Annotated in this window: 15 protein-coding genes; 8 read left to right on the top strand and 7 right to left on the bottom strand. The window is 69.4% G+C overall.

Going from position 1 to position 23675, the window contains the following annotated elements; translation table 11 throughout:
- The first annotated feature begins 54 nt into the window (after window positions 1-54).
- The 7 genes from C9I47_RS07945 (at window position 55) to C9I47_RS07915 (ending at window position 8798) form a co-directional block, all read left to right on the top strand.
- Window positions 55-2877 carry a 2-oxoglutarate dehydrogenase E1 component gene (locus C9I47_RS07945; protein ID WP_111266258.1) on the top strand — a complete coding sequence of 941 codons (2823 nt, stop codon included), beginning with the start codon at window positions 55-57 and terminating at the stop codon, window positions 2875-2877.
- A 54-nt stretch (window positions 2878-2931) separates the two neighbouring features.
- Window positions 2932-4140 (top strand): dihydrolipoyllysine-residue succinyltransferase, encoded by a 1209-nt coding sequence (sucB, locus tag C9I47_RS07940; protein ID WP_111266257.1) that lies wholly within the window; start codon window positions 2932-2934, stop codon window positions 4138-4140.
- 193 nt (window positions 4141-4333) lie between these two features.
- Window positions 4334-5770 carry a dihydrolipoyl dehydrogenase gene (lpdA, locus tag C9I47_RS07935; protein ID WP_111266256.1) on the top strand — a complete coding sequence of 479 codons (1437 nt, stop codon included), beginning with the start codon at window positions 4334-4336 and terminating at the stop codon, window positions 5768-5770.
- Window positions 5771-5858: 88 nt separating this feature from the next.
- The gene (locus tag C9I47_RS07930; protein WP_111266255.1) at window positions 5859-6716 is read left to right on the top strand and encodes a class I SAM-dependent methyltransferase; all 858 of its coding nucleotides are present in this window, start codon (window positions 5859-5861) and stop codon (window positions 6714-6716) included.
- A gap of 2 nt (window positions 6717-6718) precedes the next feature.
- A complete protein-coding gene (locus tag C9I47_RS07925; RefSeq protein WP_111266254.1) occupies window positions 6719-7312 on the top strand; it encodes an LOG family protein in 594 nt (197 codons plus the stop codon).
- Between the two features lie 47 nt (window positions 7313-7359).
- Window positions 7360-8361 (top strand): YhdH/YhfP family quinone oxidoreductase, encoded by a 1002-nt coding sequence (locus tag C9I47_RS07920; protein ID WP_111266253.1) that lies wholly within the window; start codon window positions 7360-7362, stop codon window positions 8359-8361.
- 65 nt (window positions 8362-8426) lie between these two features.
- The gene (locus tag C9I47_RS07915; protein ID WP_111266252.1) at window positions 8427-8798 is read left to right on the top strand and encodes a response regulator; all 372 of its coding nucleotides are present in this window, start codon (window positions 8427-8429) and stop codon (window positions 8796-8798) included.
- Window positions 8799-8844: 46 nt separating this feature from the next.
- On the opposite strand, the gene C9I47_RS07910 is transcribed toward C9I47_RS07915, so the two are convergent.
- Together C9I47_RS07910 and C9I47_RS07905 are read right to left on the bottom strand one after the other, a co-directional pair.
- The gene (locus C9I47_RS07910; protein WP_111266251.1) at window positions 8845-9750 is read right to left on the bottom strand and encodes a DnaJ C-terminal domain-containing protein; all 906 of its coding nucleotides are present in this window, start codon (window positions 9748-9750) and stop codon (window positions 8845-8847) included.
- 137 nt (window positions 9751-9887) lie between these two features.
- Window positions 9888-10340, bottom strand: coding sequence for an Hsp20/alpha crystallin family protein (locus tag C9I47_RS07905; protein ID WP_111266250.1), 453 nt, complete (start codon window positions 10338-10340; stop codon window positions 9888-9890).
- Window positions 10341-10503: 163 nt separating this feature from the next.
- Between C9I47_RS07905 and C9I47_RS07900 the strand changes: the two genes are divergently transcribed.
- Window positions 10504-10983, top strand: a complete 480-nt coding sequence (locus tag C9I47_RS07900) for a peroxiredoxin (RefSeq protein WP_111266249.1) — start codon at window positions 10504-10506, stop codon at window positions 10981-10983.
- Window positions 10984-11102: 119 nt separating this feature from the next.
- Here the strand turns inward: C9I47_RS07900 and pbpC are convergent, their stop codons facing one another.
- The 5 genes from pbpC to C9I47_RS07875 form a co-directional block, all read right to left on the bottom strand.
- Complete coding sequence (pbpC, locus tag C9I47_RS07895; protein ID WP_111266248.1) at window positions 11103-13490, bottom strand: penicillin-binding protein 1C; 2388 nt, start codon at window positions 13488-13490, stop codon at window positions 11103-11105.
- A 111-nt stretch (window positions 13491-13601) separates the two neighbouring features.
- A complete protein-coding gene (locus C9I47_RS07890; protein WP_407067508.1) occupies window positions 13602-18557 on the bottom strand; it encodes an alpha-2-macroglobulin family protein in 4956 nt (1651 codons plus the stop codon).
- Window positions 18558-18737: 180 nt separating this feature from the next.
- Entirely contained in the window at window positions 18738-21380 is a 2643-nt protein-coding gene (gene gyrA / locus C9I47_RS07885; protein ID WP_111266246.1) for a DNA gyrase subunit A, read from the bottom strand.
- A gap of 223 nt (window positions 21381-21603) precedes the next feature.
- Entirely contained in the window at window positions 21604-22662 is a 1059-nt protein-coding gene (gene mtnA, locus C9I47_RS07880; protein WP_111266245.1) for an S-methyl-5-thioribose-1-phosphate isomerase, read from the bottom strand.
- Window positions 22663-22715: 53 nt separating this feature from the next.
- Window positions 22716-23513 carry a DUF3011 domain-containing protein gene (locus C9I47_RS07875; protein WP_111266244.1) on the bottom strand — a complete coding sequence of 266 codons (798 nt, stop codon included), beginning with the start codon at window positions 23511-23513 and terminating at the stop codon, window positions 22716-22718.
- Between the last annotated feature and the right edge of the window lie 162 nt (window positions 23514-23675).

The raw sequence follows: 23675 nt of genomic DNA, 5'->3' as shown, positions 1-23675 counted from the left end.
CGAATCGCGCCCGCGGACGGTCCAGCCCCTCCCCTTGAGTTTCCCGATGCCATCGTGGACAGCCTCCTAAAGCAGTTTTCCCAGTCGTCGCAGCTCGGCGCCAACGGCGCCTATATCGAAGACCTGTACGAGCAGTACCTGGTCGATCCCGACAGTGTCGGGCCCAAGTGGAAGGCCTATTTCGACGGCTTCAAGGGTCGCGAGGCCGGCGACGTGCCGCACTCGGCGGTCCTCGACAGCATCGCCGTCGCCGCCCGCAACGCCGGCAAGGCCGCCAGCTCCGGCGGTGGCGACGAGCGCGAGCGTTCGGTCGGACGCCTGATCACCGCCTACCGCTCGCGCGGTCATCTGGCCGCCGACATCGACCCGCTGGGGATGCTCGAGAAGCTGGAGGCCCCGGACCTGGACCTGCCGTTCCACCGCCTGAACAAGTCCGACTTCTCGGCAGAGTTCAGCACCGGCGGCGTCGCCGGACGCGAACGGATGAAGCTCGGCGAGCTGATCGACCTGCTCAAGGCCACCTATACCGGCCCGATCGGCGCCGAGTTCATGCACATCTCCGACGCCGAGCAGCGCCGCTGGGTGTATGAGCGGCTGGAGAAGGCCGGCGGCCGCTTCGGCCGCGCGGCCGCGGACCGCAAGCGGATCCTCGAGCGCCTGACCGCGGCCGAGGGCCTGGAGCGCTACCTGGGCACCAAGTACGTCGGCCAGAAGCGCTTCTCGCTGGAGGGCGGCGACAGCCTGATCCCGCTGATGGACACCCTGATCCATCGCGCCGGCGCCAACGGCGTGCAGGACGTGATCGTCGGCATGGCCCATCGCGGCCGCCTCAACGTGCTGGTCAACACGCTCGGCAAGCCGCCCCGGCAGCTGTTCGACGAGTTCGAGGGCAAGTTCGAGCACCCGCAGAGCGATCGCGCCCACACCGGCGACGTCAAGTACCACATGGGCTTCTCGGCCGACATCGCCACCCCCGGCGGCCCGGTCCACCTGGCGCTGGCCTTCAATCCCTCGCACCTGGAGATCGTCGATCCGGTGGTCGCCGGCAGCGTGCGTTCGCGCCAGGTCCGTCGCGGCGATGACGGCCGCGGCCAGGTGCTGCCCGTGCTGATGCACGGCGACGCCGCGTTCGCCGGCCAGGGCGTGGTGATGGAGCTGCTGCAGATGTCGCAGGCGCGCGGCTTCGCGGTCGGCGGCACCGTCCACATCGTGATCAACAACCAGGTCGGCTTCACCACCAGCGACCGCCAGGACGCCCGTTCGACCCTGTACTGCACCGACGTCGCCAAGATGGTCGGCGCGCCGGTGCTGCACGTGAACGGCGACGACCCGGAGGCGGTGGTGTTCTGCGCCGAGCTGGCGCTGGACTTCCGCAACACCTTCGGCAAGGACGTGGTCATCGACCTGGTCTGCTACCGCCGCCACGGCCACAACGAGGCCGACGAGCCGGCGGCGACCCAGCCGCTGATGTACCAGAAGATCCGCAAGCACCCGACCCCGCGCGCGATGTACGCCGAGAAGCTGGTCGCCGAGGGCGTGCTGGAGTCCGAAGAGGCGCAGCAGCTGGTCGACGCCTACCGCGACCGTCTCGACAACGGCGAGGTCACCACCGAGCTGGCCGAGGCCAAGTCCGACGAGTTCACCATCGACTGGCCGCGCTTCCTCAAGGGCCAGCTCAGCGATCAGGTCGACACCCGTTTCGATGGCGGCGAGTTGCGCAAGCTGGCCGGACTGATCAACGAGGTTCCGGCCGAGGTCAAGTTGCACCCGCGCGTGGCCAAGATCTACGACGACCGCCGCAAGATGGCCGCCGGCGAGCTCTCCGGCGACTGGGGCTTCGCCGAGAACCTGGCCTACGCCACCCTGCTGACCGAGGGCTACAAGCTGCGCCTGGTCGGCCAGGACTGCGGTCGCGGCACCTTCTTCCACCGCCACGCGATCCTGCACGAGCAGAGCACCGACGAGTACATCCTGCCGCTGCGCCGGCTGGTCGACACGCCCTCGGACGTGACCATCATCGACTCGCTGCTCAGCGAGGAAGCGGTGCTGGGCTTCGAGTACGGCTACTCGACCACCGACCCGATGACGCTGGACATCTGGGAAGCCCAGTTCGGCGACTTCGCCAACGGCGCCCAGGTGGTGATCGACCAGTTCCTGTCCTCCGGCGAGGCCAAGTGGGGCCGTCTGTGCGGACTGGCGCTGTTCCTGCCGCACGGCTACGAAGGCCAGGGCCCCGAGCACAGCTCGGCGCGCCTGGAGCGCTTCCTGCAGCTGTGCGCGCTGGAAAACATGATCGTCTGCACGCCGACCACCCCGGCGCAGGCGTATCACATGATCCGCCGGCAGATGCTGATGACCACCCGCAAGCCGCTGGTGGTGATGACGCCCAAGTCGCTGCTGCGCCACAAGCTCGCGGTCTCGACCCTGGACGAGCTGGCCGATGGCGAGTTCCAGCACCTGATCCCGGACGCCGCCGCCGACCCGAAGAAGGTCAAGCGCGTGGTGGTGTGCGGCGGCAAGGTCTACTACGACCTGCTGGAGCAGGCGCAGAAGGACGGCCTGGAAGACGTCGCGATCGTCCGCATCGAACAGCTGTACCCGTTCCCGCGCAACCTGTTGTCGGCCGAGCTGAAGCGTTTCTCCAAGGCCACCGACGTGGTCTGGTGCCAGGAAGAGCCGCAGAACCAGGGGGCGTGGTACCAGATCCGCCACCACCTGATCCACTGCCTGCAAGGCAAGCAGAGCCTGCACTACGCCGGACGTCTGCGTTCGCCGTCGCCGGCGGCGGGCCACTATGCGGACCACGTCGCCGAGCAGACCCAGCTCGTCGCCGATGCGCTCGTCAATCCGCTCCAGGGCGACGCAAGTCCCGAATAACCCACCTCCTTCGCCCACCGACCCTCATTTCAAGCAATCCAGGATGCCCACCCCATGAGCACCGAGATCAAAGTTCCGGTACTGCCCGAGTCCGTCTCCGACGCCACCATCGCGACCTGGCACAAGAAGCCGGGCGACGCGGTCAAGCGCGATGAGAATCTGGTGGACCTCGAAACCGACAAGGTGGTGCTGGAAGTGCCCTCGCCGGTCGACGGCGTGCTGAAGGAAATCAAGTTCAACGAAGGCGACACCGTCACCAGCGAGCAGATCCTCGGCCTGGTCGAGGCCGGTGCGGTCGCCGCCGAGGCGCCCAAGGCGCAGAGCGCCAGCGCCGGCAAGGAGGCCGCCCGACAGGAAGCCGACACCAAGCCGGTCCAGCCCAAGGCCGAAGCGCCCAAGCCCGCCGGCAAGACCGACGACCTGCCGCCGGGCGCGCGCTTCACCGCGGTCAGCCAGGGCATCGATCCGGCCAACGTCGAGGGCACCGGCCGCCGCGGCGCGGTGACCAAGGAAGACCTGCTCAACTACGCCCGCGACGGCGGCGTCGGCCAGGCCGGCGGCGCGCGTCCCGAGGAGCGCGTGGCGATGACCCGTATGCGCAAGCGCATCGCCGAGCGCCTGATGCAGTCGAAGGAGTCGATCGCGATGCTGACCTCGTTCAACGAGGTCAACCTGGGCAAGGTGATGGCGATGCGCAAGGAGCTCGGCGAGAGCTTCCTCAAGGAGCACGGCATCAAGCTGGGCTTCATGAGCTTCTTCGCCAAGGCCACCGCGAACGCCCTGCAGCGCCACCCGATCGTCAACGCCTCGGTCGACGGCGACGACATCATCTACCACGGTTACGCCGACATCTCGATCGCGGTCTCGACCGACAAGGGCCTGGTCACCCCGGTCCTGCGCAATGTCGAGCGCATGGGCTTCGCCGACGTCGAGAAGGGCATCGCCGAATACGCGACCAAGGCACGCGCCGGCAAGCTGGCGCTGGAGGACCTGCAGGGCGGCACCTTCACGATCACCAACGGCGGCACCTTCGGCTCGCTGATGTCGACTCCGATCGTGAACCCGCCGCAGTCGGCCATCCTCGGCATGCACGCGATCAAGGAGCGCGCGATCGTCGAGAACGGCCAGGTCGTCGCCGCGCCGATGATGTACATCGCGCTGAGCTACGACCACCGCATCATCGACGGCAAGGACGCGGTCCTGTTCCTGGTCGACATCAAGAACCAGCTCGAGAACCCGCACCGCATGCTGCTGGGCATGTAAGGGCAAGGAGCGAGTGGTCGGGAGCGAGGCGTGAGAGCGGTTGATTGGCTCGATCCTCGCTTCCCTCCACCCACTCCTGCAGATTCGAGCGGGAAGTGAACGACCGGGAGGGAGGAGTGGGAGCAGCCTGCTTTGTTTCCTTCTCCCGCTCCTCGCTTCTCTCCACTCACTCCTCCTCTCGTGAGCGAATGAAATGAGCGAACAATTCGACGTAGTCGTCATCGGCGCCGGCCCTGCCGGCTACCACGCCGCCATCCGCGCCGCCCAGCTGGGCCTGAAGACCGCCTGCATCGACGCGGCGCTGGGCAAGGACGGCAAGCCCGCCCTCGGCGGCACCTGCCTGCGCGTGGGCTGCATTCCGTCGAAGGCGCTGCTCGACTCCTCGCGCCAGTACTGGAACATGGGCCACCTGTTCGGCGAGCACGGCATCAGCTTCAAGGATGCCAGGATGGACGTCGGCACGATGATCGACCGCAAGGACAAGATCGTTAAGCAGTTCACCGGCGGCATCGCGATGCTGTTCAAGGCGAACAAGGTCACCCCGTTCTACGGTTTCGGCACCCTGCACAAGGGCAACATCGTCAAGGTCAAGCAGCACGACGGTTCCGAGGTCGAGCTCAAGGGCACCAACGTGATCCTGGCTGCGGGTTCGGATTCGATCGAGCTGCCGTTCGCCAAGTTCGACGGCGAGAACATCGTCGACAACGTCGGCGCGCTGGACTTCACCGAGGTGCCCAAGCGCCTGGCGGTGATCGGCGCCGGCGTGATCGGCCTGGAGCTGGGCAGCGTGTGGAAGCGACTGGGCGCCGAGGTCACCATCCTCGAGGCACTGCCGGACTTCCTCGCCGCCGCCGACGCCGAGGTCGCCAAGACCGCCGCGCGCGAGTTCAAGAAGCAGGGCCTGGACATTCGCCTGGGCGCCAAGGTCAGCGCGACCGAGATCAAGGGCAAAGGCAAGAAGAAGGAAGTCGTGGTCACCTACAGCGACGCCAAGGGTGAGCAGAGCCTGACCGTCGACAAGCTGCTGGTGGCGGTCGGCCGCCGCGCCGCGAGCGGCGGCCTGCTCGCCGACGGCACCGGCGTCAAGCTCAACGAGCGCGGCCAGATCGAGGTCGACGAGCACTGCCACACCGGCGTCGACGGCGTCTGGGCGGTCGGCGACTGCGTGCGCGGTCCGATGCTGGCGCACAAGGGCTTCGAGGAAGGCATCGCGGTCGCCGAGCTGATCGCCGGCCTGCCGGGTCACGTCAACCTCGACACCATTCCGTGGGTGATCTACACCGAACCGGAAATCGCCTGGGTCGGCAAGACCGAGCAGCAGCTCAAGGACGAGGGCGTGCCGTACAAGACCGGCAGCTTCCCGTTCGCCGCGGTCGGCCGCGCGGTCGCGATGGCCGAGCCGGCGGGCTTCGTGAAGGTGATCGCGCACGCCGAGACCGATCGCGTGCTGGGCCTGCATCTGGTTGGCGTGAACGTGTCCGAGCTGGTCCACGAGGGCGTGCTGACGATGGAGTTCAAGGGCTCGGCCGACGACCTCGCACGCATCTGCCACGCCCACCCGACCCTGTCGGAGGCGATCCACGACGCCGCGATGGCGGTGTCCAAGCGCGCCATCCACAAGGCCAACTGAGCGATTCCGGAGCCCGACTCCGGATCACCCGCCGAAGCCGCCCGCCGCCCCGTGCCGCCGGCGGCTTCGTCGTTGGAGGAACACCGCGATGAACGACCCGCGCCCGATCCGCAACGTATCCGACACCGCCCTGTGGGTCGCGATGTATCGCGCGATGGAAAGCGAGCGCGGCGATGCGCATTTCCACGACCCGTACGCGCGCCGGCTCGCCGGCGAACGAGGCGCGGCGATCGTCGCTTCGATGCCCAAGGGCATGTCGATGAGCTGGCCGATGGTCGTGCGCACCCAGGTGATGGACGAGCTGCTGCTGGAGGCGGTCGGCAACGGTGTGCGCAGCGTGCTCAACCTGGCCGCCGGTCTCGACGCCCGCCCCTACCGGCTCGACCTGCCCGCCGACCTGCGCTGGCTGCACGTCGACCTGCCGGAGATGGTCGACTACTTCCGCGGCCACATGCGGCAGGAAACGCCGCGCTGCCGGCTGGAGTTCGTCACCGCCGACCTGCGCGAAGCAGGCGCCCGCGACGCGGTTGTCGCCCGCGCCGCCGCCGACGGACCGGTGCTGGTGATCACCGAGGGCCTGTTGATCTATCTCGAGCCCACCCAGGTCGCCGACCTCGCCCGCACGTTGCGCGGCCTGGGCCCGGGCACGCTGTGGATGAGCGACCTGGCCTCGCCACGATTGCTGAAGATGCTGGCGCGCAACTGGCAGCGCCGTCTGCAGCAGGCCAATGCGCCATTCCTGTTCGGTCCCGCCGAAGGCACCGCCTTCTTCGAGCCGCTGGGCTGGCGCGAGCGCGACTTCCGTTCGACCTGGGACGAATCGCTGCGACTGGAGCGGACCATGCGCGGGGCCTGGTTCTGGAACCTGCTGTCGAAACTGCAACCGCGCGCCCAACGCGAGGCGGCACGGAAAATGTCGGGCATCATCATGCTGGAGGCTTACTGATCATGCGCAGCGTCTGCGTCTATTGCGGCTCCAATGCCGGTTCCAACCCGGCCTATGCTGAGCGGGCCATGGCCCTGGGCCACCGGCTCGCCGCCGAGGGCATCGGCCTGGTCTACGGCGGCGGCAACGTCGGCCTGATGGGTATCGTCGCCGATGCCGTGCTGGAGGGCGGCGGCGAGGTCGTGGGCGTGATTCCCGAGCAACTGGTGCAGTGGGAAGTCGCCCACCAGGGCCTGACCCGACTGGAGGTGGTTGCCAACATGCACGAGCGCAAGGCGCGCATGTTCGACCTCGCCGACGGCTTCATCGCCCTGCCCGGCGGCTTCGGCACCCTCGACGAGATGTTCGAGATGCTGACCTGGCGCCAGCTCGGCATCGGCCAGCGCCCCTGCGCCTTCCTCGACGTGGAAGGCTTCTACGCGCCGCTGATCGCGATGATCGACCGCATGGTCGCCGAGCGCTTCCTGCATCCGGACCAGCGCGCCGACCTCTGGCACGGCGACGACATCCCGGCGATGCTGGCGTGGATGCGCGACTATTCACCGGCCCAGGCCGACAAGTGGATGGACGAGAAGCGGCGCAAGTCGCTGCGCTGAATCTCCGCCCCGGCCGTCCGCCACGTCCGACCCACAAGGAGCTCCCGATGTCCTCCCTCCCCGCGACCTTCGACGCCTTCCGCATCCACAACGATGACGCCGGTTACCGCAGCGGCATCGAGCCGCTGTCGATCGACGACCTCTCGCCCGGCGAGGTGGTGATCCGCACCGCCTATTCGTCGGTGAACTTCAAGGATGCCCTTGCCGGCACCGGCAAGGGCAAGATCCTGCGCCGCTTCCCGCTGGTCGGCGGCATCGACGTGGCCGGCCACGTGGTCGCCTCGACCGACCCCGGTTTCCGCGAGGGCGACGCGGTGCTGGTCACCGGCTGCGGCCTGAGCGAGACCCGCGACGGCGGCTACTCGCAGTACGCGCGGCTGGAGGCGAAGTGGGCGATCCCGCTGCCGTCCGGGCTCAGCCTGCGCGAGAGCATGATCCTGGGCACCGCCGGCTTCACCGCGGCGCTGGCGCTGCTGCGGATGACCGAGAACCGGCAGACCCCCGAGCTGGGCCCGCTCGCGGTCACCGGCGCCACCGGCGGCGTCGGCTCGCTGGCGCTGGACATCTTCAGCCGCGCCGGTTTCGAGGTGCACGCGATCAGCGGAAAGGCCGACCAGGCCGACTATCTGAAGTCGATCGGCGCCAGCCAGGTGCTCGGTCGCGACGCCCTGGCCACAACCCGGCCGATGGAGTCGGCCCGCTTCGGCGGCGGCCTGGACAACGTCGGCGGGCCGATGCTGACCAGCCTGCTGGCCCAGACCGAGCCCTACGGCAATGTCGCCAGCGCCGGCCTGGCCGCCTCGCATGCGCTGGAGGCGACAGTGATGCCGTTCATCATTCGCGGGGTCTCGCTGCTGGGCGTGGCCTCGGCCGGTACCGCCCGCGATATCCGTGAGACCGTCTGGCAGCACCTGGCCAGCGACTGGAAGCCTCGACACCTGGAGCGGATCTGCACCCGCGAGGTCGGCCTGGATGGGCTGCCGGAGGTGTTCGGGACCATGCTGTCGGGCGGATCCTTCGGCCGGACCCTGGTCGCGTTCGCGGACTGAGGCACCGGCGCTTGCGGCGTCACCGCCCGCCGTTACAATCGGGTTCACGTTCCCGGGGGACCACTATGGCGCGCATCCTGATCGTCGACGACTCACCTTCGCAGCTGATGGGCATCCGGCGCATCGTCGAGAAGCTCGGCCATGAAGCACTCACCGCGGAGGATGGCGCCGCCGGCGTGGAGGCGGCCAAGCGCGAGCTGCCCGACCTGGTGCTGATGGACGTGGTGATGCCGAACCTCAACGGCTTCCAGGCCACCCGCTCGATCTGCCGCGACGAGGCGACCCGCCATATCCCGGTGGTGCTGGTGACCACCAAGGACCAGGACACCGACCGCGTCTGGGGCATGCGTCAGGGCGCCAAGGCCTACATCACCAAGCCGTTCACCGAAAGCGACCTGTCCGAGGTGATCGGCCAGCTGCTGCCGGCCAGCGCCTGAGCGGCGCCAGCCACCGGTCCCTGGCGGCAGCGGCGCCCCGCCCGCCTCACACCCTCCGCCAGTCGTCCCCGAACGCATCGCGCAACGCGGTATAGGCGTCCTTCTGCGCCTCGTTCTCCGCGCGCGGGGCCAGCACCTCCAGCTCGACGATCTGATCCCCGGGAGTGGCGCCGGGCAGCCCGCGGCCGCGCAGGCGCAGCTTGCGTCCGGCTTCGGAATTGGCCGGCACCTTGACCTCGACCGCGCCGCCCAGGGTCGGAACACTCAGGCTCGCACCCAGCGCCGCCTCCCACGGGGCCAGCGGCAGCACGTGGATGATGTTGCGGCCGTCGACCTCGAACTGCGGATGCGCCGCGTACTCGATCTCCAGCAGCAGATCGCCGTGCTCGCCCTGCCCGGCCAGGCGGATCGCCTGGCCCTCGCGGACCCCCTTGGGCACGCGCACGTCCAGGGTCTTGCCATTGATCGAGATGCGCACGCTGCCGCCGTCGTAGACCGCTTCCAGCGGCACCGCGAGCTTGGCGCGGGTATCGCCGCGCGGCGGCACCGACGGCCCGCGCGGACCGCCCGGGCCACGGAACCCGCCGCCGCGACGGCCCTGGCCGAACAGGCTCTCGAAGAAGTCGCTGAAACCGCCACCGGCACCGCCGCCGGCGAAGATCTCCTCGAAACCGGCACCGTCGAAACCGCCTCCGAAACCGCCCGGCGGCGGCTGCACCTCGTCGCCCGGCCGGTAGCCGCGCGCGCGCAACTGGTCGTAGGCCCGGCGCTTGTCCGGATCGCGCAGCGCCTCGTAGGCCTCGTTGACCGCCTTGAACTTGTCCTCCGCGCCGGGCTCCTTGCTGACGTCGGGGTGATACTTGCGGGCGAGCCGCCGGTACGCGGTCTTGATCTCCGCATCGCCCGCGCTGGGCTCGACGCCCAGGGTTTCGTAGTAGTCCTTGAACTGCATCCAGGGCTCCTGGTCCGGAAAGTGTTGGGTGACGGCGGGTCAGGCAGCCCGGGAACCGCTCCGTCACGGACCTCCACGGGCAGCGGCCGGCGATGGTCCGCCGGCCGCGTTGGGGGCCTCGCCGGAAGCGTGGCCGGTCAGCCGGGCCTGCCCACCTGGATACGACGCGGCGTGGTTTCGGGCTTCCTCGGAATGACGATCTCCAGCACCCCATTGTGGCCGTTGGCGGCAATCCCGTCGGGATCGGCGCTGTCCGGCAACGCGAAGCGGCGATGGAAGCTGCCATGGTAGCGCTCGATACGTGAAAACCGCTCGCTGCCGGTGGCGTCCTGAGCCTTGCGCTCGCCCTTGATGGACAGGATTCCCTTGTCCATCTGCACTTCGATCTCCTCCGGGTCGACGCCCGGCAGATCGGCATACAGCACGAAGCGGTCGGCCTCTTCCCTGACGTCGACGCGGGGCACCCACTGGCTGGTCACCACCGACGATTCGTCGCGGTCGTCGTTGTCGAAAAAGCGATCGAAGACCTGCCTGATTTCTTCCTGCAATGCGCCAGGGCCGGGCCGCTGGCTGTAACGGACAATGTTCATGTCGATACTCCAGTCAAGAGGGATTCGGGTCCGGCCGCCTCGGCCCACGGCCGCTGCGGCCATGTCCGGAAAATGGGTACCGGCGGGCGGATTTCAAGTCGTTCCGAGGCATTCAGGCCGTCTCCGACGCGCTAGACTTCCGGCTTCCCCACGGAGATCTCCCATGACCGTCCAGATCGGCGACACCCTCCCCGACATCCAGCTCCAGAAGGTCGGCAACGACATCGAACCGGTCGCGTCCGCGTCGCTGTTCGCCGGCAACAAGATGGTCCTGTTCGCGGTCCCGGGCGCGTTCACCCCGACCTGCTCCGAACGCCACCTGCCGGGCTTCGTCGAACACTTCGACGCGTTCCGCGCCAGGGGCATCGACATCGCCTGCCTGTCGGTCAACGACCCGTTCGTGATGCAGGCCTGGGCGCAATCCCAGCAGGTGCCGGCCGAGCTGCTGATGCTCGCCGATGGCAACGGCGAGTTCACCAAGGCGCTGGGACTGGAGCTGGATGCCACCGCCTACGGCATGGGACTGCGCGCCAAGCGCTTCGCGCTGTATGCCGAGGACGGCGTGGTCAGGCAGCTGTGGGTCGAGGCGCCCGGCGAGTTCAAGGTGTCCTCGGCCGAGTACGTGCTCGCGCAGCTGTCCTGACCCGGGAGTGCGGACGCCCGGGTACCGGGGCGTCCGCATCGCGGCTTACGCCGCTCCCCCATCGCCCATCGCCCCGCCGCCTCGTAGGAGCGGCGCAAGCCGCGGCCGGCCGGCACCCTTCAGCGCAGCACCCTGAAGTCGACGCTGGCCCAGGCGCCGCTGTCGGCCAGCGCGGTCAGGGTATGCGCGCCGGGCTCGCCGAAGTCGTGTTCGAAGCGCCCGCTGCCCTGCGACTCGCCGATCAGGTGTCCGTCCAGCAGCCAGCGGATCCGGGTATCGCTGCCGACCGCCCGCACGAACAGGCGCAGACCGCCGCGCCCGCCCGGCGCCGTCGCCAGGGTCGCGCGGTGGTTGATGCCCTCGATGCTCAGCGCCTCGCCCCCTTCGCGGCCGTCGTCGACGCAGCCGGCGGCCAGCGGCGGCAACCGCGAAGCCGCGCGTTGCGCACGCGTCAACCACGGCGATGCCAGCGCCGGCCAACGCGCGATCCGGGCGGCGCGGCGCTCATGATCGCGGACGCACTGCGCCGACAAGCGTTCGCCACTGCCGGCATCGACATCGAAACGGACCTCGCCGGCGCTCCACAAGCGGGCGCCGCGCTCGGCGAAGGTCGGCGGCACCACCCCCTGCAGGGTCCACGCGGCGTGCCGCTGCTGGCACAGCTCCGGCGCCCGCGGATCCGGCGGCAGGCCCAGCGGCCAGCAGATATCCACCTGGGCCACCGTGTCCGGCGGCGGCGACGGCGCGGCATCGCCGCGCGGGCTCGGCAAGGTGTTGATCACCTCGAACAGCAGCGGCAGCGCGGTCACCGCGCCGTACTGTCCGGGCAGCGGCGTTCCGTCCGGCCGGCCGACCCAGACCCCGACCGTGTAGCTGCGGGTCGAGCCCAACGCCCAGGCGTCGCGGAACCCGTAGCTGGTGCCGGTCTTCCAGGCCACCCGCGCGCGCCGGCTGGCATCGAAGGTATCGACGGCGGTGCCCGGGCGTGGATTGCCTTCCAGGATCTCGCGCACGATCCAGGCCGCCCCCGGCGAAAGCAGGCGTCGTTCGCTGGCGGGTTCGTCGGGCCGGTAGCGGACGTGGCCGGCGAGTCCGTCGCGGTTGAGCGCGGCATAGGCGCCCACCAGATCCTCCAGCCGCGCACCGGTGCCGCCGAGGATCATCGCCAGGTTCGGCGACGCGCCGCGCGGCCAGTGCAGCTCGATGCCGGCATGCGCGAGCCGGGCCGAGAACCGCGCCGGCCCCAGCCGGTCGAGCACGTCGACCGCCGGCACGTTGAGCGACAGCCGTAGCGCCGTCGCGACGCTTACCGGTCCGTTGAAGGCGGCGTCGAAGTTGCCGGGGCGGTAGTCGCCGAAGGACTGCGGCGCATCGACCAGCAGGCTCTCGGAATGGATCAGGCCGTCGTCGATCGCCAGCCCGTAGAGAAAGGGCTTGAGCGTCGATCCAGGCGAACGCCAGGCGCGCACCATGTCGACGTGGCCGAGCCGCTCGGCATCGGCGAATTCGACCGAGCCGACATAGGCGCGCGCCTCCAGGGTCGCGTTGTCGACCACCAGCAGCGCCGCCGAGGTGCGCTCGGGCAGGCTCGAGAAGTAGCTGGAAACGCGCGCTTCCAGGGTCCGCTGCAACTCGATGTCGAGAGTCGAGGTGATCCTGCGCGCCCGCGGCAACTGCTGGCGCAGGCGCCTGGCCAGCAGCGCGGCGTGGCGCGGCGGCGCCAGCGAACGCGACACCACGGTCTCGATGCGCGCATCCTCGACCTCGGCCCGGCTCCAGCGGCCGAGCCGGGCCATGCGTTCGAGCACCTTGTCGCGGGCGGCACCGGCCGCCTCCGGTTCACGGTCCGGGCGCCACCGGCTCGGTGCCTGTGGCAGCACCGCCAGCAATGCCGCCTCGGCGTGCGACAGCTGCGAGGACGGCTTGCCGAGATAGGCCCAACTGGCCGCCTCGACCCCCTCGATGGTGCCGCCGAACGGCGCATGGTTGAGGTACAGGGTCAGGATCTCGCGCTTGGACAGATGCGCTTCCAGTTGCAGCGCCCGCAGGACCTGGCGCGCCTTCGCCCACGGCGTGCGGCTGCCGCCCGCCGGCGGATCCAGGATGCGGGCGACCTGCATGGTCAGGGTCGAACCGCCGGACACCACCCGGCCATGCCGCAGCCACTGCCCGCCCGCGCGCAGCATCGACAGGGGATTGACTCCCGGGTGGCGCCAGAACCAGCGGTCCTCGTATCCCAGCAGCGCCTCGACATACAGCGGCGAGACCTCCTCCAGCTCGACCGGGTAGCGCCAGATCCCGTTGCGGTCGGCGAAGGCGCGCAGCGGCGTGCCATCGGCGGCGACCACCACCGCGCCGGCACCGCGCGCGTCCGGCACGGGCAACGGAAAGGCCAGGTCCAGCAGCATCGCCAGGGTCGCCAGCAGCAGTCCCGCCAGGGTGAGCTTGAGGGCAAGCCGGCGCCCTCTCGGGGGACGCCGGCTTGTGCTGGGGTCGATCACGGACATGTGCGGATGAGAACGTCGTGCAATCGCGGCTCTCGCCGCTCCTACGGGAGCCTGGGACGATGGCCCGCCGGGCATCGGACCCCGTCCCCGGCGACAGCCGCCGGGGCGGGATCAACCGCCCGGCGGCACCACCGTGATCCTGGCCGGTACCGCCCGGCCGATGCCGCGCAGATTGGGCCGGTACATGTCCTCGACCAGCGACGGCGGTACCGCGTAGACGCCCGGGGTGACCGCCCTGACCATGTAGAACACGTGATCGGTATCGCGCCGGTCGAGCTTGAGCGCGGCCACATAGCGGTCGTCGCGATACTCCTCGTAGCGGATCTCGGCGGCCCGGTCGCGCTCGCTCAGGGTGATGCCGTCGACCACCACGTCGGCCCACTGCTTGGCGTCGCTGAGATTGAAGTTCTCGATCTCCAGTCCGGCCGGCAGCAGCTCGGTCAACAACGCGTCGGGCATGTCCTGGTCGGCGCTGACGCTGACCGCGGCGATCAGCACGTCGCCCTCCTCCAGCGCACCGCCTTCCCAGGGCTTGCCCTCCGGCGTGAACCAGCGGCGTTCGACCTTGATCACCGACGCGTCCGGCGCCGGTGCGCTGCGCGGCACGCCGGCGACCTCCAGGTTGGCGTACAGGGGCACCTTCCCTTGCGGGTTGAAGCGCACCCCGGACAACAGCCCGGCATGATCGAAGTCGCGACCGATGTAACGCGCCTCGGCGGCATCGCTGATCTTTCCATCGACCAGCCATTGGCCGGAGACGCGATTGCCCTGGTCGGCCATCAGCGCCTTGCCCAGTCGCGCCAGCGCGACCTGCTCCTGGGTGCTCAGCCACAGCCAGCCGCGGTTGCGGCGGCTGTCGAGTTCGCGGCCCAGGTCGACCACCCGTGCGTCGTACTCGGGCCTGGCGAGGTCGTGTTCGTGCACCAGCGCGATCATCAACGCATCGTCGCGCACGCGGCTGCCGTAGTCGCCCAGATAGCGCGGCCGCGACGCCGAGCTGCGGTCGAAACCGGCGGCGATCGCACGGGCACCGCGTGCCTTGTCGCCCTGCAGGCTCAGCGCCAGGCCCAGGTGCACCAGCGGCAGTCCGGTCACGCTCTTGTCGCGCTCGTTGTCGTACATCGCCCGCAGCGTGCCCAGCGGCGCGCGGTTGACCCGCGCCAGCGCGTAGCCGGCGTAGGCCTTGTAGGCGAACTTGAGATGCTCGCGGCGGTCGTATCCGAAATAGGACGGCCCGCCGGCCAGCAGATCCTCGTTGAGCACCTTCAGCGCCTTCTGCAGCATCGCATCGGGCACCGCGAAGCCGGCTTCGCGCGCATCGAGCAGGAACTCGACGATGTAGGGCGTGATGATCGGATTGACGTAGTCGCCATCGCCCCACATCGAGAAGTGTCCGGAGTTGATCTGCATTCCGGCCAGGCGCGCGAACGCGCCTTCCATGCGATGACGGCGCTTGCCCTCGCCAAGCCCCTCGATGCCGAGCATCTTCGCGGTCGCATCGTCCAGTTCCAGCGTCGCATAGCCCTTGCTGGTGGTCTGCTCGGCGCAGCCGTACGGGTACTTGAGCGCGCCGTCGAGCGCGCTGGCGAACGGGATCGGCGGCAATGCGCTGACCGACAGGCGCGCGGTCACCGAGCCGGGCATCAATCCGTCGGCCAGGCCCGGATCGAGCTGGATCGCGGCGAGCTCGTCGAGCACCCGGGTGCGGGCGCGCAGCACCGACGGCCAGGCCGGTCGCACCGGCAGGTCGTACTTGCGGTCGACCTTGTAGCCGTTGCCTTCGACACGGACCCGGACCTGGGCGACGTCGTAACCCTCGCGCGCGGTCAGCGGGAAATCGAGCGTGGTCTTGCCCTCGACCTTCAACTCGACACTGCGCTCGCCGCCGTCGACCGACAGCGGGCCGATGCCGTCGACACGGACCTTGAAGCTGCCGGGCTTGTCGGTGAAGTTCTGCACGTCGAGGGTGACCTTGCTGCGGTCGCCCGGCGCCAGCACCCGTGGCAGGCTCGCCTCGGCCAGCACCGGCGCCCGCACCACGGTCTCGCGATCGCGGCTGCCGTAGTGGCCGCCGGCATAGACCAGCGCCGACACCCGCAGGGTGCCGTTGAAGTCCGGCACCGGCAGCGCCAGGCGCGCATTGCCCTTGCCGTCGAGCTTGACCGGCCCGGCGAACAGGTCGACGGTCTGCACCCGCGCGGTCGGACGCCGTGCCTGCACCAGCGGCTGCAAGGCCATGTCGCCGCCGAAGCGGATCCGCGCCAGGCTGCCGTCGAAGCTCTCGATCACGCGGCCGTAGACGTCGTAGGCGTCGACGCCCAGTCGCCGCTGGGCGAAGAAATGCGCGGCCGCATCGGGTACCGGGAAGCGGGTGATGTTGAGGATGCCGACGTCGACCGCGGCGACGGTCACCCATGCGTCCTTGCCGGCCAGCTCGGGCACGCTGACGGTCACCGGCATGTCCTGCTCGGGACGCATCATCTCCGGCGAAACCAGGCCGACCGCGACCTTGCGGTCCTTGCGGTCCATCACCACGTGGGCGACGCCCACCGCCCGCGCCGGGGTCACCTTGCTCGGTGCGCTGCCGCCGCGGAACACCAGCGCGGTCACGTAGACGTCGTGGCGCTCCCAGTCGGCGGTGACCGGAATCTCGACCTTGGTGCCGGCCTTCACGTCCACGCCCTGCACGAACAGCATGCGGTCGCTCTCGACCATCACCAGGCCCCGCCCCTCGTGCGGCGGGGTCAGGGTCACCTCCAGGGTGTCGCCGGCGCGGTAGCTGGTCTTGTCCAGCGACAGCTTGACCTTGTCCGGACGCGCGTCGAGGCCGCGGTTCTCGTCGTTCCAGCTCCAGCCGGCGGTGAACGGGTAGCGCGTGGTCAGCCGGGTCTGGGGGTCGAACACGTCGATCCGGTAGTCGCCCCACTCGACCGGGAAGTCGATCCGCAGCGGCGCACTGCCGGCCTCGACCTCGCGCGTTTCGATGTCCTCGAAACGGCGGACGAAGTCGTAGTCCCAGCCGTGTTCGTCGTCGTGGTTCCAGTGGTAGTCGCGATGCTCGCGCACCAGGGTCACCCGCAGGCCCTTGCCCGGACGCGGCTTGCCGTCGACGCCGAAACGCCCAAGCTCGAAACCGGCGCTGGCATTGGCGTCGGTTCCCTCCTTATCGTCGAACAGCGGACGCACGCCGACCAGGGCCTCGGCCGGCCACAGCACCCGCTTCAGATTGCGATTGACGCTGCGTCCGCCGGTTTCGAACAGGCTTCCGGACACGATCGCCGCGACCGGCGTGTCGGCCTTGACCTCGGCCGGCAACTTGATGTCTGCGGTGTAGCTGCCGTCCTCGCCCAGCTTGGCGTCGACGACCTCCTTGGCCTCGCGCGGCAGATCCACGGTGGGATCGCCGAAGAACCAGCCCGGCAGGTTGTCGAGCGGATGCTGTTCCACCGCGACCGCGAGCTTGGCGGTGAAGCGGTTGCCGGCCGCCGAGGCGCCATACAGGTAGGCGCCGGTGGCCTTGAGCTTCAGCGCTTCGCCCGGCTTGAGCACGGCCTGCGCGCTGTCGAGGTCGAGCTTCATCCGCTCCGGCAGGAACTCCTCGATCCGCAGGGTCATCCCCTGCACCGCCTCCTTGCTCGCCGGGTCGCTGCGGAACTCGATCTTCCAGCGTCCGGTCGCGGCATCGGCCGGGATGGTCTGCTCATGACGAACGTAACCGCGCGCATCGGGAGTGAGCGCGGACTCGATCAGGATCTTGCCGTCGGGCTGCACGTAGCGCACGTACAGCGGTTGTTTGGACAGGTCGCCGCCGCTGCCGCCGGCCTTCAGCGGCTGACCGTCCTGGTCGCGCAACAGCGCCGACACCCGCACCGTCTCGCCGGGCCGGTACAGATCGCGACCGGACCAGGCGAACACGTCGAACCAGGCCTGCTCGCGTCCCGAGACGGCGAACTCGGACAGGTCGAGCGCGGGCTGGTTGAACGGCAGCATCGAAACGTCGCTGCCGCGCTCGGCGACCAGCACGTGGCCGGCATCGAGGCTGTATTCGAGCATCGCGTTGCCGTGCCGGTCGGTCTCGCCCTTGAGCACAGGCTCGCCCTTGGCGTCGAGAATGCGCAGCCCGGTGCCGCTGACCGGCGCGCCGCTGGCCAGCGAGGCGGTATGCACGAACAGCTTGTCCTTGTAGGCGCGCACGTGCAGGCCGAGGTCGCTGACGGTGAAGAACGCGGTCTCGAAGTCGTCGCCGAAGCGGCCGGTGCGCTTCATCACCGCGAAGTACAGGCCCGGTTCCTGCAGCTCCCTGATGTCCTGCAACGGCAGATAGGTCAGCACCCGTTCGTTGGGCTTGCCGCCGAGCACGAAGCGGTTGACGTAGACCGGTTCGGCCAGATCGCCCAGCGGTGTGTTGTCGCGGTAGTTGGCGTCCAGCTGCCAGCCGTCGCGGCGGCCGCCACGCTGGTACTCGCTGAAGAACCTGGGCAGGGATGCCTCGCGCACGCGCAGGAACTCGACGTCGACCTCGTCCACGTTGACCGAAACCACCGGCAGGCCGCGGCTGTCGCGTGCGGGCAGCACACTGCCCTGGGAGGCGAAACCGACCACCGGTTCCAGCGGCCCGGTATGCACGGTCTTGACCAGTTCCCGGTCGAGGCGGTCGCCGGCGGCGGCGGTCAGCCCGGCCTTGATCGTGACCGTGTAGTCCTTGTCGGCCTCGACATGCGGAAACCTCAGCACCTTGCCTTCGTCGTCGAGCACCCAGCTGCCCGATACCGCCGCGCCCTTGGAGCTGGCGACCGCGATCAGGGCGTCGAAGTCCTGCGAGCCGACCACCGGCTGGGTGAACTCCAGCGCGATCGCCAGCTGCTCGTCGTGCTGGTCGGGATAGGCCGAAGCCAGCGCGAAACCGGCCTGCGTGGTCGCCGCCTCGGCCTGTATCTTCTCGCCGCTGGTGGCGGGCAATTGGCCGTCCTGGTCGCGCTGGCAGGCGGTCGGTAGCAACAGGGCGAGCAGCAACAACGCAGTCCATCGGCCACCGCCGCGGCTGCGGCCCTCTGCGGACTTGCGCAAGCGACTGATCCCCATCGTGGTACTCCCCCTGGCTGCGGCTTCCGTGACGTCGCGCCAGTATAGACCTGCGTCCGTGACGAAAATTTCGCGCGACACCAGGGCTCCGGCGCGGCAAAAAAAACGCCGCCCGAAGGCGGCGTTCTCGATCGCAGGAACCGTCTGCGCTCGGCAAGCGTGGGATCAGGCCGTCGGATCCGGCTGTTCGCCACCGACCTCGTCGGGGGCCGCGGACGCGGCTCCGGCGGCGTCCGCCAATGCCGGATCGATCTCGCCATCGGCTTCGTCGCCGCCATCGAGCGAGGCGTCCAGACGCTCGACCGCCTGCAGCGACTCGTCGGCCGCCAATCGCATCAGGGTCACGCCCTGGGTATTGCGGCTGACCTGCGAGATCTCGGCCGCGCGGGTACGCACCAGGGTGCCGCCATCGGAGATCAGCAGCACGTCGTGCTGCTCGCTCAGCTGCACCGCGCCGACCAGCTTGCCGTTGCGCTCGGTGGTCTTGAGCGCGATCACGCCCTGGATGCCGCGTCCCTTGCACGGGTACTCGTCGACCGGGGTCCGCTTGCCGTAGCCGCGCTCGCTGGCGGTCAGGATGTCGCCGTCGCCCTCGACCACGATCAGGCTCACCACCTCCTCGCCGTCGGCCAGCCTCATGCCGCGCACGCCGGTGGCGGTGCGACCCATCGAGCGCACCTCCGACTCGGCGAAACGCACCGCCTTGCCATTGCTGGCGAACAGCATCACCTCGCGGTCGCCGTCGGTCATCTCGACCCCGACCAGGGCGTCGCCGTCGTCGAGCTTGATCGCGATCTTGCCCTTCTGCAGGCGGAACGCGTACTCGGTCAGCGGGGTCTTCTTGACCGTGCCATTGCGGGTGGCGAAGAACACGAAGCGGCCCTCGTCGTACTCGCGCACCGGCAGTACCGCCTGCACGCGCTCGCCATCCTCCAGCGGAATCCAGTTGACGATCGGGCGTCCGCGTGCGTTCGGGCCGGCGTCGGGCAGCTGGTGCACCGGCAGCCAGAACACCCGTCCTGCGCTGGTGAAGGTCAGCAGGGTGTCGTGGGTATTGACCAGCCACAGCTGGTCGATGAAATCCTCTTCCTTGGTCGCCGCCGCGCTGCGGCCGCGGCCACCGCGCTTCTGCGCGCGGTAGCTGGTCACCGGTTGGCGCTTGGCGTAGCCGGCGTGCGACAGGGTCACGACCACGTCCTCCGGCGCGATCAGATCGAGGATATCCAGGTCCTCCTCGCTCTGCCGGATCTCGCTGCGGCGGGCATCGCCGAACTCTTCCTTGACGTTGCGCAGCTCGGTGCGGATGACCTCCATCAGCACCTCGGGATTCTCGAGGATCTCGATCAGGCCGCGGATGACCTCCAGCAACTGCTTGTACTCGTCGGTCAGCTTCTCCTGCTCCAGGCCGGTCAGGCGGTGCAGGCGCATCTCCAGGATCTGCTGGGCCTGGGTCTCGGTCAGTTGGTAGGTGCCGTCGACCAGGCCGACGCCCTTGGGCAGGTCGTCCGGACGCGAGGCCTCGGCGCCGGCCGCGGCCAGCAGGCTGCCGACCAGGCCCGGTTCCCAGCGGCGGGCGAGCATGCGCTCCTTGGCGACCTGCGGGTTCTCCGAGGTCTTGATCAGCTCGATCATCTCGTCGATGTTGGCGAGCGCGACGGTCAGGCCTTCCAGGATGTGGGCGCGCTGGCGGGCCTTGCGCAGCTCGAAGATGGTGCGACGGGTCACCACCTCGCGGCGGTGGCGCACGAACACCTCGAGCATGTCCTTGAGGTTCAGCAACTGCGGCCGGCCGTCGACGATGGCGACCATGTTGATGCCGAACACCGACTCCATCTGGGTCTGCTGGTAGAGGTTGTTCAGCACCACCTCGGCCGACTCGCCGCGCTTGACCTCGATGAAGATGCGCATGCCGTCCTTGTCGGACTCGTCGCGCAGCTCCGAGATGCCCTCGATGCGCTTCTCCTTGACCAGCTCGGCGATCTTCTCGATCAGACGCGCCTTGTTGACCTGGTAGGGGATCTCGGTGACGACGATCGCCTCGCGGCCGGTGCTGTCGTTGACCTCGACCTCGGCGCGCGCGCGCATCCGCACCCGGCCGCGGCCGGTGCGGTAGGCGGTGATGATCCCGGCGGTGCCGTTGATGATGCCCGCGGTCGGGAAGTCGGGACCGGGGACGTACTCCATCAGCCCGTCGATGTCGATCTCGGGGTTGTCGATCAGGGCGATGGTCGCGTCGACCACCTCCGACAGGTTGTGCGGCGGGATGTTGGTCGCCATGCCGACCGCGATGCCGGCCGAGCCGTTGACCAGCAGGTTCGGCACCCGCGTCGGCAGCACCGACGGTTCGAGTTCCTTCTCGTCGTAGTTGGGCTGGAAGTCGACGGTTTCCTTGTCGATGTCGGCCAGAAGTTCGTGGCTGAGCCGCGACATCCGCGCTTCGGTGTATCGCATCGCCGCGGCGTTGTCGCCGTCGATCGAGCCGAAGTTGCCCTGGCCGTCGATCAGCATGTAGCGCAGCGAGAACGGCTGCGCCATGCGCACCAGGGTGTCGTATACCGCGCTGTCGCCGTGAGGGTGGTACTTACCGATCACGTCACCGACCACGCGGGCCGACTTGTAGTACGGCTTGTTGCTGTGCGCGCCGAGCTCGTTCATCGCGTACAGGACGCGGCGGTGCACCGGCTTGAGTCCGTCCCGGGCGTCGGGGAGCGCGCGACCGACGATCACGCTCATCGCGTAATCCAGGTAGCTGCGACGCATCTCGTCTTCGAGGTTGACCGGGATGATTTCCTTGGCGAGATCGGCCATCAGGTTTCCGTATTGGGCGTTGGATCGGCCGCATCGCGCCACCCGCGGACAGGCCGATCCGGCGCCGCCCGCGACGACGCGCGCGGCGCCATCAAAAAGACGTGAAATCTTACCACAACACGGCCCCTCGCCGCAGCCTCGGACGCGGCCGATTTATGGGCAGAAACAAGGACTTGGCGCGTCCGCCGGCGGTCCCGGCGCGGCCCGGAGCGATGGCGCGGATTCAGCCGCCGAACGCGGCCCGCATCGCCGCCGCGTCGGGGCGCTCGATCACGCCCTTCTCGGTGACGATCGCGTCGATCAGTTCGTGCGGGGTCACGTCGAACACCGGGTTCCACGCGGCGATGTCCGGGGCGGCGGTACGCACGCCGCCGATCGCGAACATCTCGCCGGGGTCGCGCTCCTCGATCTCGATCGCGTCGCCGCTGGCGGTATCCATGTCGACGGTCGAGGACGGCGCGACCACCATGAACTTCGCGCCATGGTGGCGGGCGGCGATCGCCAGCTGATAGGTGCCGATCTTGTTGGCGGTGTCGCCGTTGGCGCAGATCCGGTCGGCGCCGACGATCACCCATTGCACCGCCCCGCCCTTCATCAGGTGCGCGGCGGCCGCGTCGGCGACCAGGGTCGGCGCGATCCCGTCCTGCTGCAGCTCCCACGAGGTCAACCTCGCGCCCTGCAGCCATGGCCGGGTCTCGCCGGCGAACACGCGGGCGATCCGGCCCTGGGCGACGCCGGCGCGGATCACTCCCAGCGCGGTGCCGAAGCCGGCGGTCGCCAGCGAGCCGGTATTGCAGTGGGTCATCACCCCGCTGCCTTCGGCGATCAGGGCCGCGCCCAGAGCGCCCATGCGGCGATTGGCGGCCAGGTCCTCGTCGGCGATCGCCTGCGCCTCGCGCGCGATGACCTCGCGCCAGTCGGCGCCGGCGGCGGCCAGCACCCGGCGCATCCGCGCCAGCGCCCAGGCCAGGTTGACCGCGGTCGGGCGGGCGGCATTGAGCCGCTGCATCGCCGGTTCCAGCCGCTGCAGCGTCTGCGCGCCGTCGGCCGCGTCGATGTCGCGCGCCGCCAGCACCACACCCCAGGCGGCGGAAATGCCGATCGCCGGAGCGCCGCGCACGATCAGCAGGCGGATCGCCTCCGCGACCGCATCGCTGTCCGCGCAACGGACGTATTCGACCTCGAACGGCAGCTTGCGCTGGTCGAGCAGTTCAAGGGTATCGCCGGTCCAGCGGATCGGGCGGATGCGGTCGTAGCGGTCGAAGTCGATGGCTTGCGTCATCGATAGATTCTAACCGCTGGCGGGTGCGCGCAGCGGACCTCGACCGCGGTCGCTCAGCGGACGCTGAACTCGGCCCGGCAGCCGCTGCCGACCCAGATGCCGTTGCGATCCCAGCCCCAGCTGCTGTCGCGGATGCACGGCGCGCGCGACAACTGCCGCGACAGGACCACGCCCCTGGGCACGTGCACGCTGCAGCGTTGGTGGCGGCCGTCGCGCGACTCGCAGCGCACGATCCGGCCATGTCCCGGGTCCGGCGTCGGACGGTGGCCGCCACCGCGACCGGTCACGAACTCGGCGCGACACCCCCGGCTGACCCAGATGCTGCCGCGGTCGTAACCCCAGCTGTGGCCCTCGACGCAACTGGCACGCGACAGCTTGCGCGACAGGCGCACGCCGCCACGGGTGTCGGCCGGGCAATGCCGGGTGCGGTTGTCCTGCGACTCGCAGCGCACCAGCCCGGTGCCGTAGCCCGGCGGGGTGCCGCCGTAGCCGGCAACGAATTCGGCACGGCAGCCACGGGTCACCCACACGCCGTTGCGATCCACGCCCCAGCTCTGCCCTTCCACGCAGGAAGCGCGCGACAGCTTGCGCACCAGGCGCACGCCGCCACGGGTATCGGCCGGGCAGCGCTGGGTACGGTTGTCGCGGGACTCGCAGACAAAGGGACCGCCGCGACCGTTGTCCGGGTACGGATCGGGATAGTTCGGATAGGTCGGGTAACCGGGGTGGCCGCCGCCCGGATAGGGCGTGCCGGGCGCGGTGGGGCCGCCACCGAAGAACCCCGGATCATAGATACAGCCTGCGCAGGCCAGCACCAGTACCGGCGCGAGCATCCGGATCAACGCACCCATTGCCTGTTCCCTCCCGATATGACTTCGTCATCGCGCATGGCGTGACCGCTTCCACGGTACCGCGACCACCTGAATCCCCGCCCGCCAGCGGACGATCGCGGCGCAACCGATCCTGAACGGACAAGCGGCGGCGCCGATCGCCACCGTAGTGACACGCCGCCC

Origin of the sequence: Marilutibacter maris (assembly GCF_003233695.1) — a bacterium.
GTDB classification, from domain to species: Bacteria; Pseudomonadota; Gammaproteobacteria; order Xanthomonadales; family Xanthomonadaceae; genus Marilutibacter; species Marilutibacter maris.
Note: the sequence above shows the minus strand (reverse complement) of the source record. Positions and strands in the feature narration are given on the sequence as shown.

Coding starts and splice junctions, on each gene's coding strand:
- sucB (WP_111266257.1), top strand. CDS start 2,932: ATGAGCACCGAGATCAAAGTTCCGGTACTGCCCGAGTCCGTCTCCGAC.
- lpdA (WP_111266256.1), top strand. CDS start 4,334: ATGAGCGAACAATTCGACGTAGTCGTCATCGGCGCCGGCCCTGCCGGC.
- C9I47_RS07930 (WP_111266255.1), top strand. CDS start 5,859: ATGAACGACCCGCGCCCGATCCGCAACGTATCCGACACCGCCCTGTGG.
- C9I47_RS07925 (WP_111266254.1), top strand. CDS start 6,719: ATGCGCAGCGTCTGCGTCTATTGCGGCTCCAATGCCGGTTCCAACCCG.
- C9I47_RS07920 (WP_111266253.1), top strand. CDS start 7,360: ATGTCCTCCCTCCCCGCGACCTTCGACGCCTTCCGCATCCACAACGAT.
- C9I47_RS07915 (WP_111266252.1), top strand. CDS start 8,427: ATGGCGCGCATCCTGATCGTCGACGACTCACCTTCGCAGCTGATGGGC.
- C9I47_RS07910 (WP_111266251.1), bottom strand. CDS start 9,750: ATGCAGTTCAAGGACTACTACGAAACCCTGGGCGTCGAGCCCAGCGCG.
- C9I47_RS07905 (WP_111266250.1), bottom strand. CDS start 10,340: ATGAACATTGTCCGTTACAGCCAGCGGCCCGGCCCTGGCGCATTGCAG.
- C9I47_RS07900 (WP_111266249.1), top strand. CDS start 10,504: ATGACCGTCCAGATCGGCGACACCCTCCCCGACATCCAGCTCCAGAAG.
- pbpC (WP_111266248.1), bottom strand. CDS start 13,490: ATGTCCGTGATCGACCCCAGCACAAGCCGGCGTCCCCCGAGAGGGCGC.
- gyrA (WP_111266246.1), bottom strand. CDS start 21,380: ATGGCCGATCTCGCCAAGGAAATCATCCCGGTCAACCTCGAAGACGAG.
- mtnA (WP_111266245.1), bottom strand. CDS start 22,662: ATGACGCAAGCCATCGACTTCGACCGCTACGACCGCATCCGCCCGATC.
- C9I47_RS07875 (WP_111266244.1), bottom strand. CDS start 23,513: ATGGGTGCGTTGATCCGGATGCTCGCGCCGGTACTGGTGCTGGCCTGC.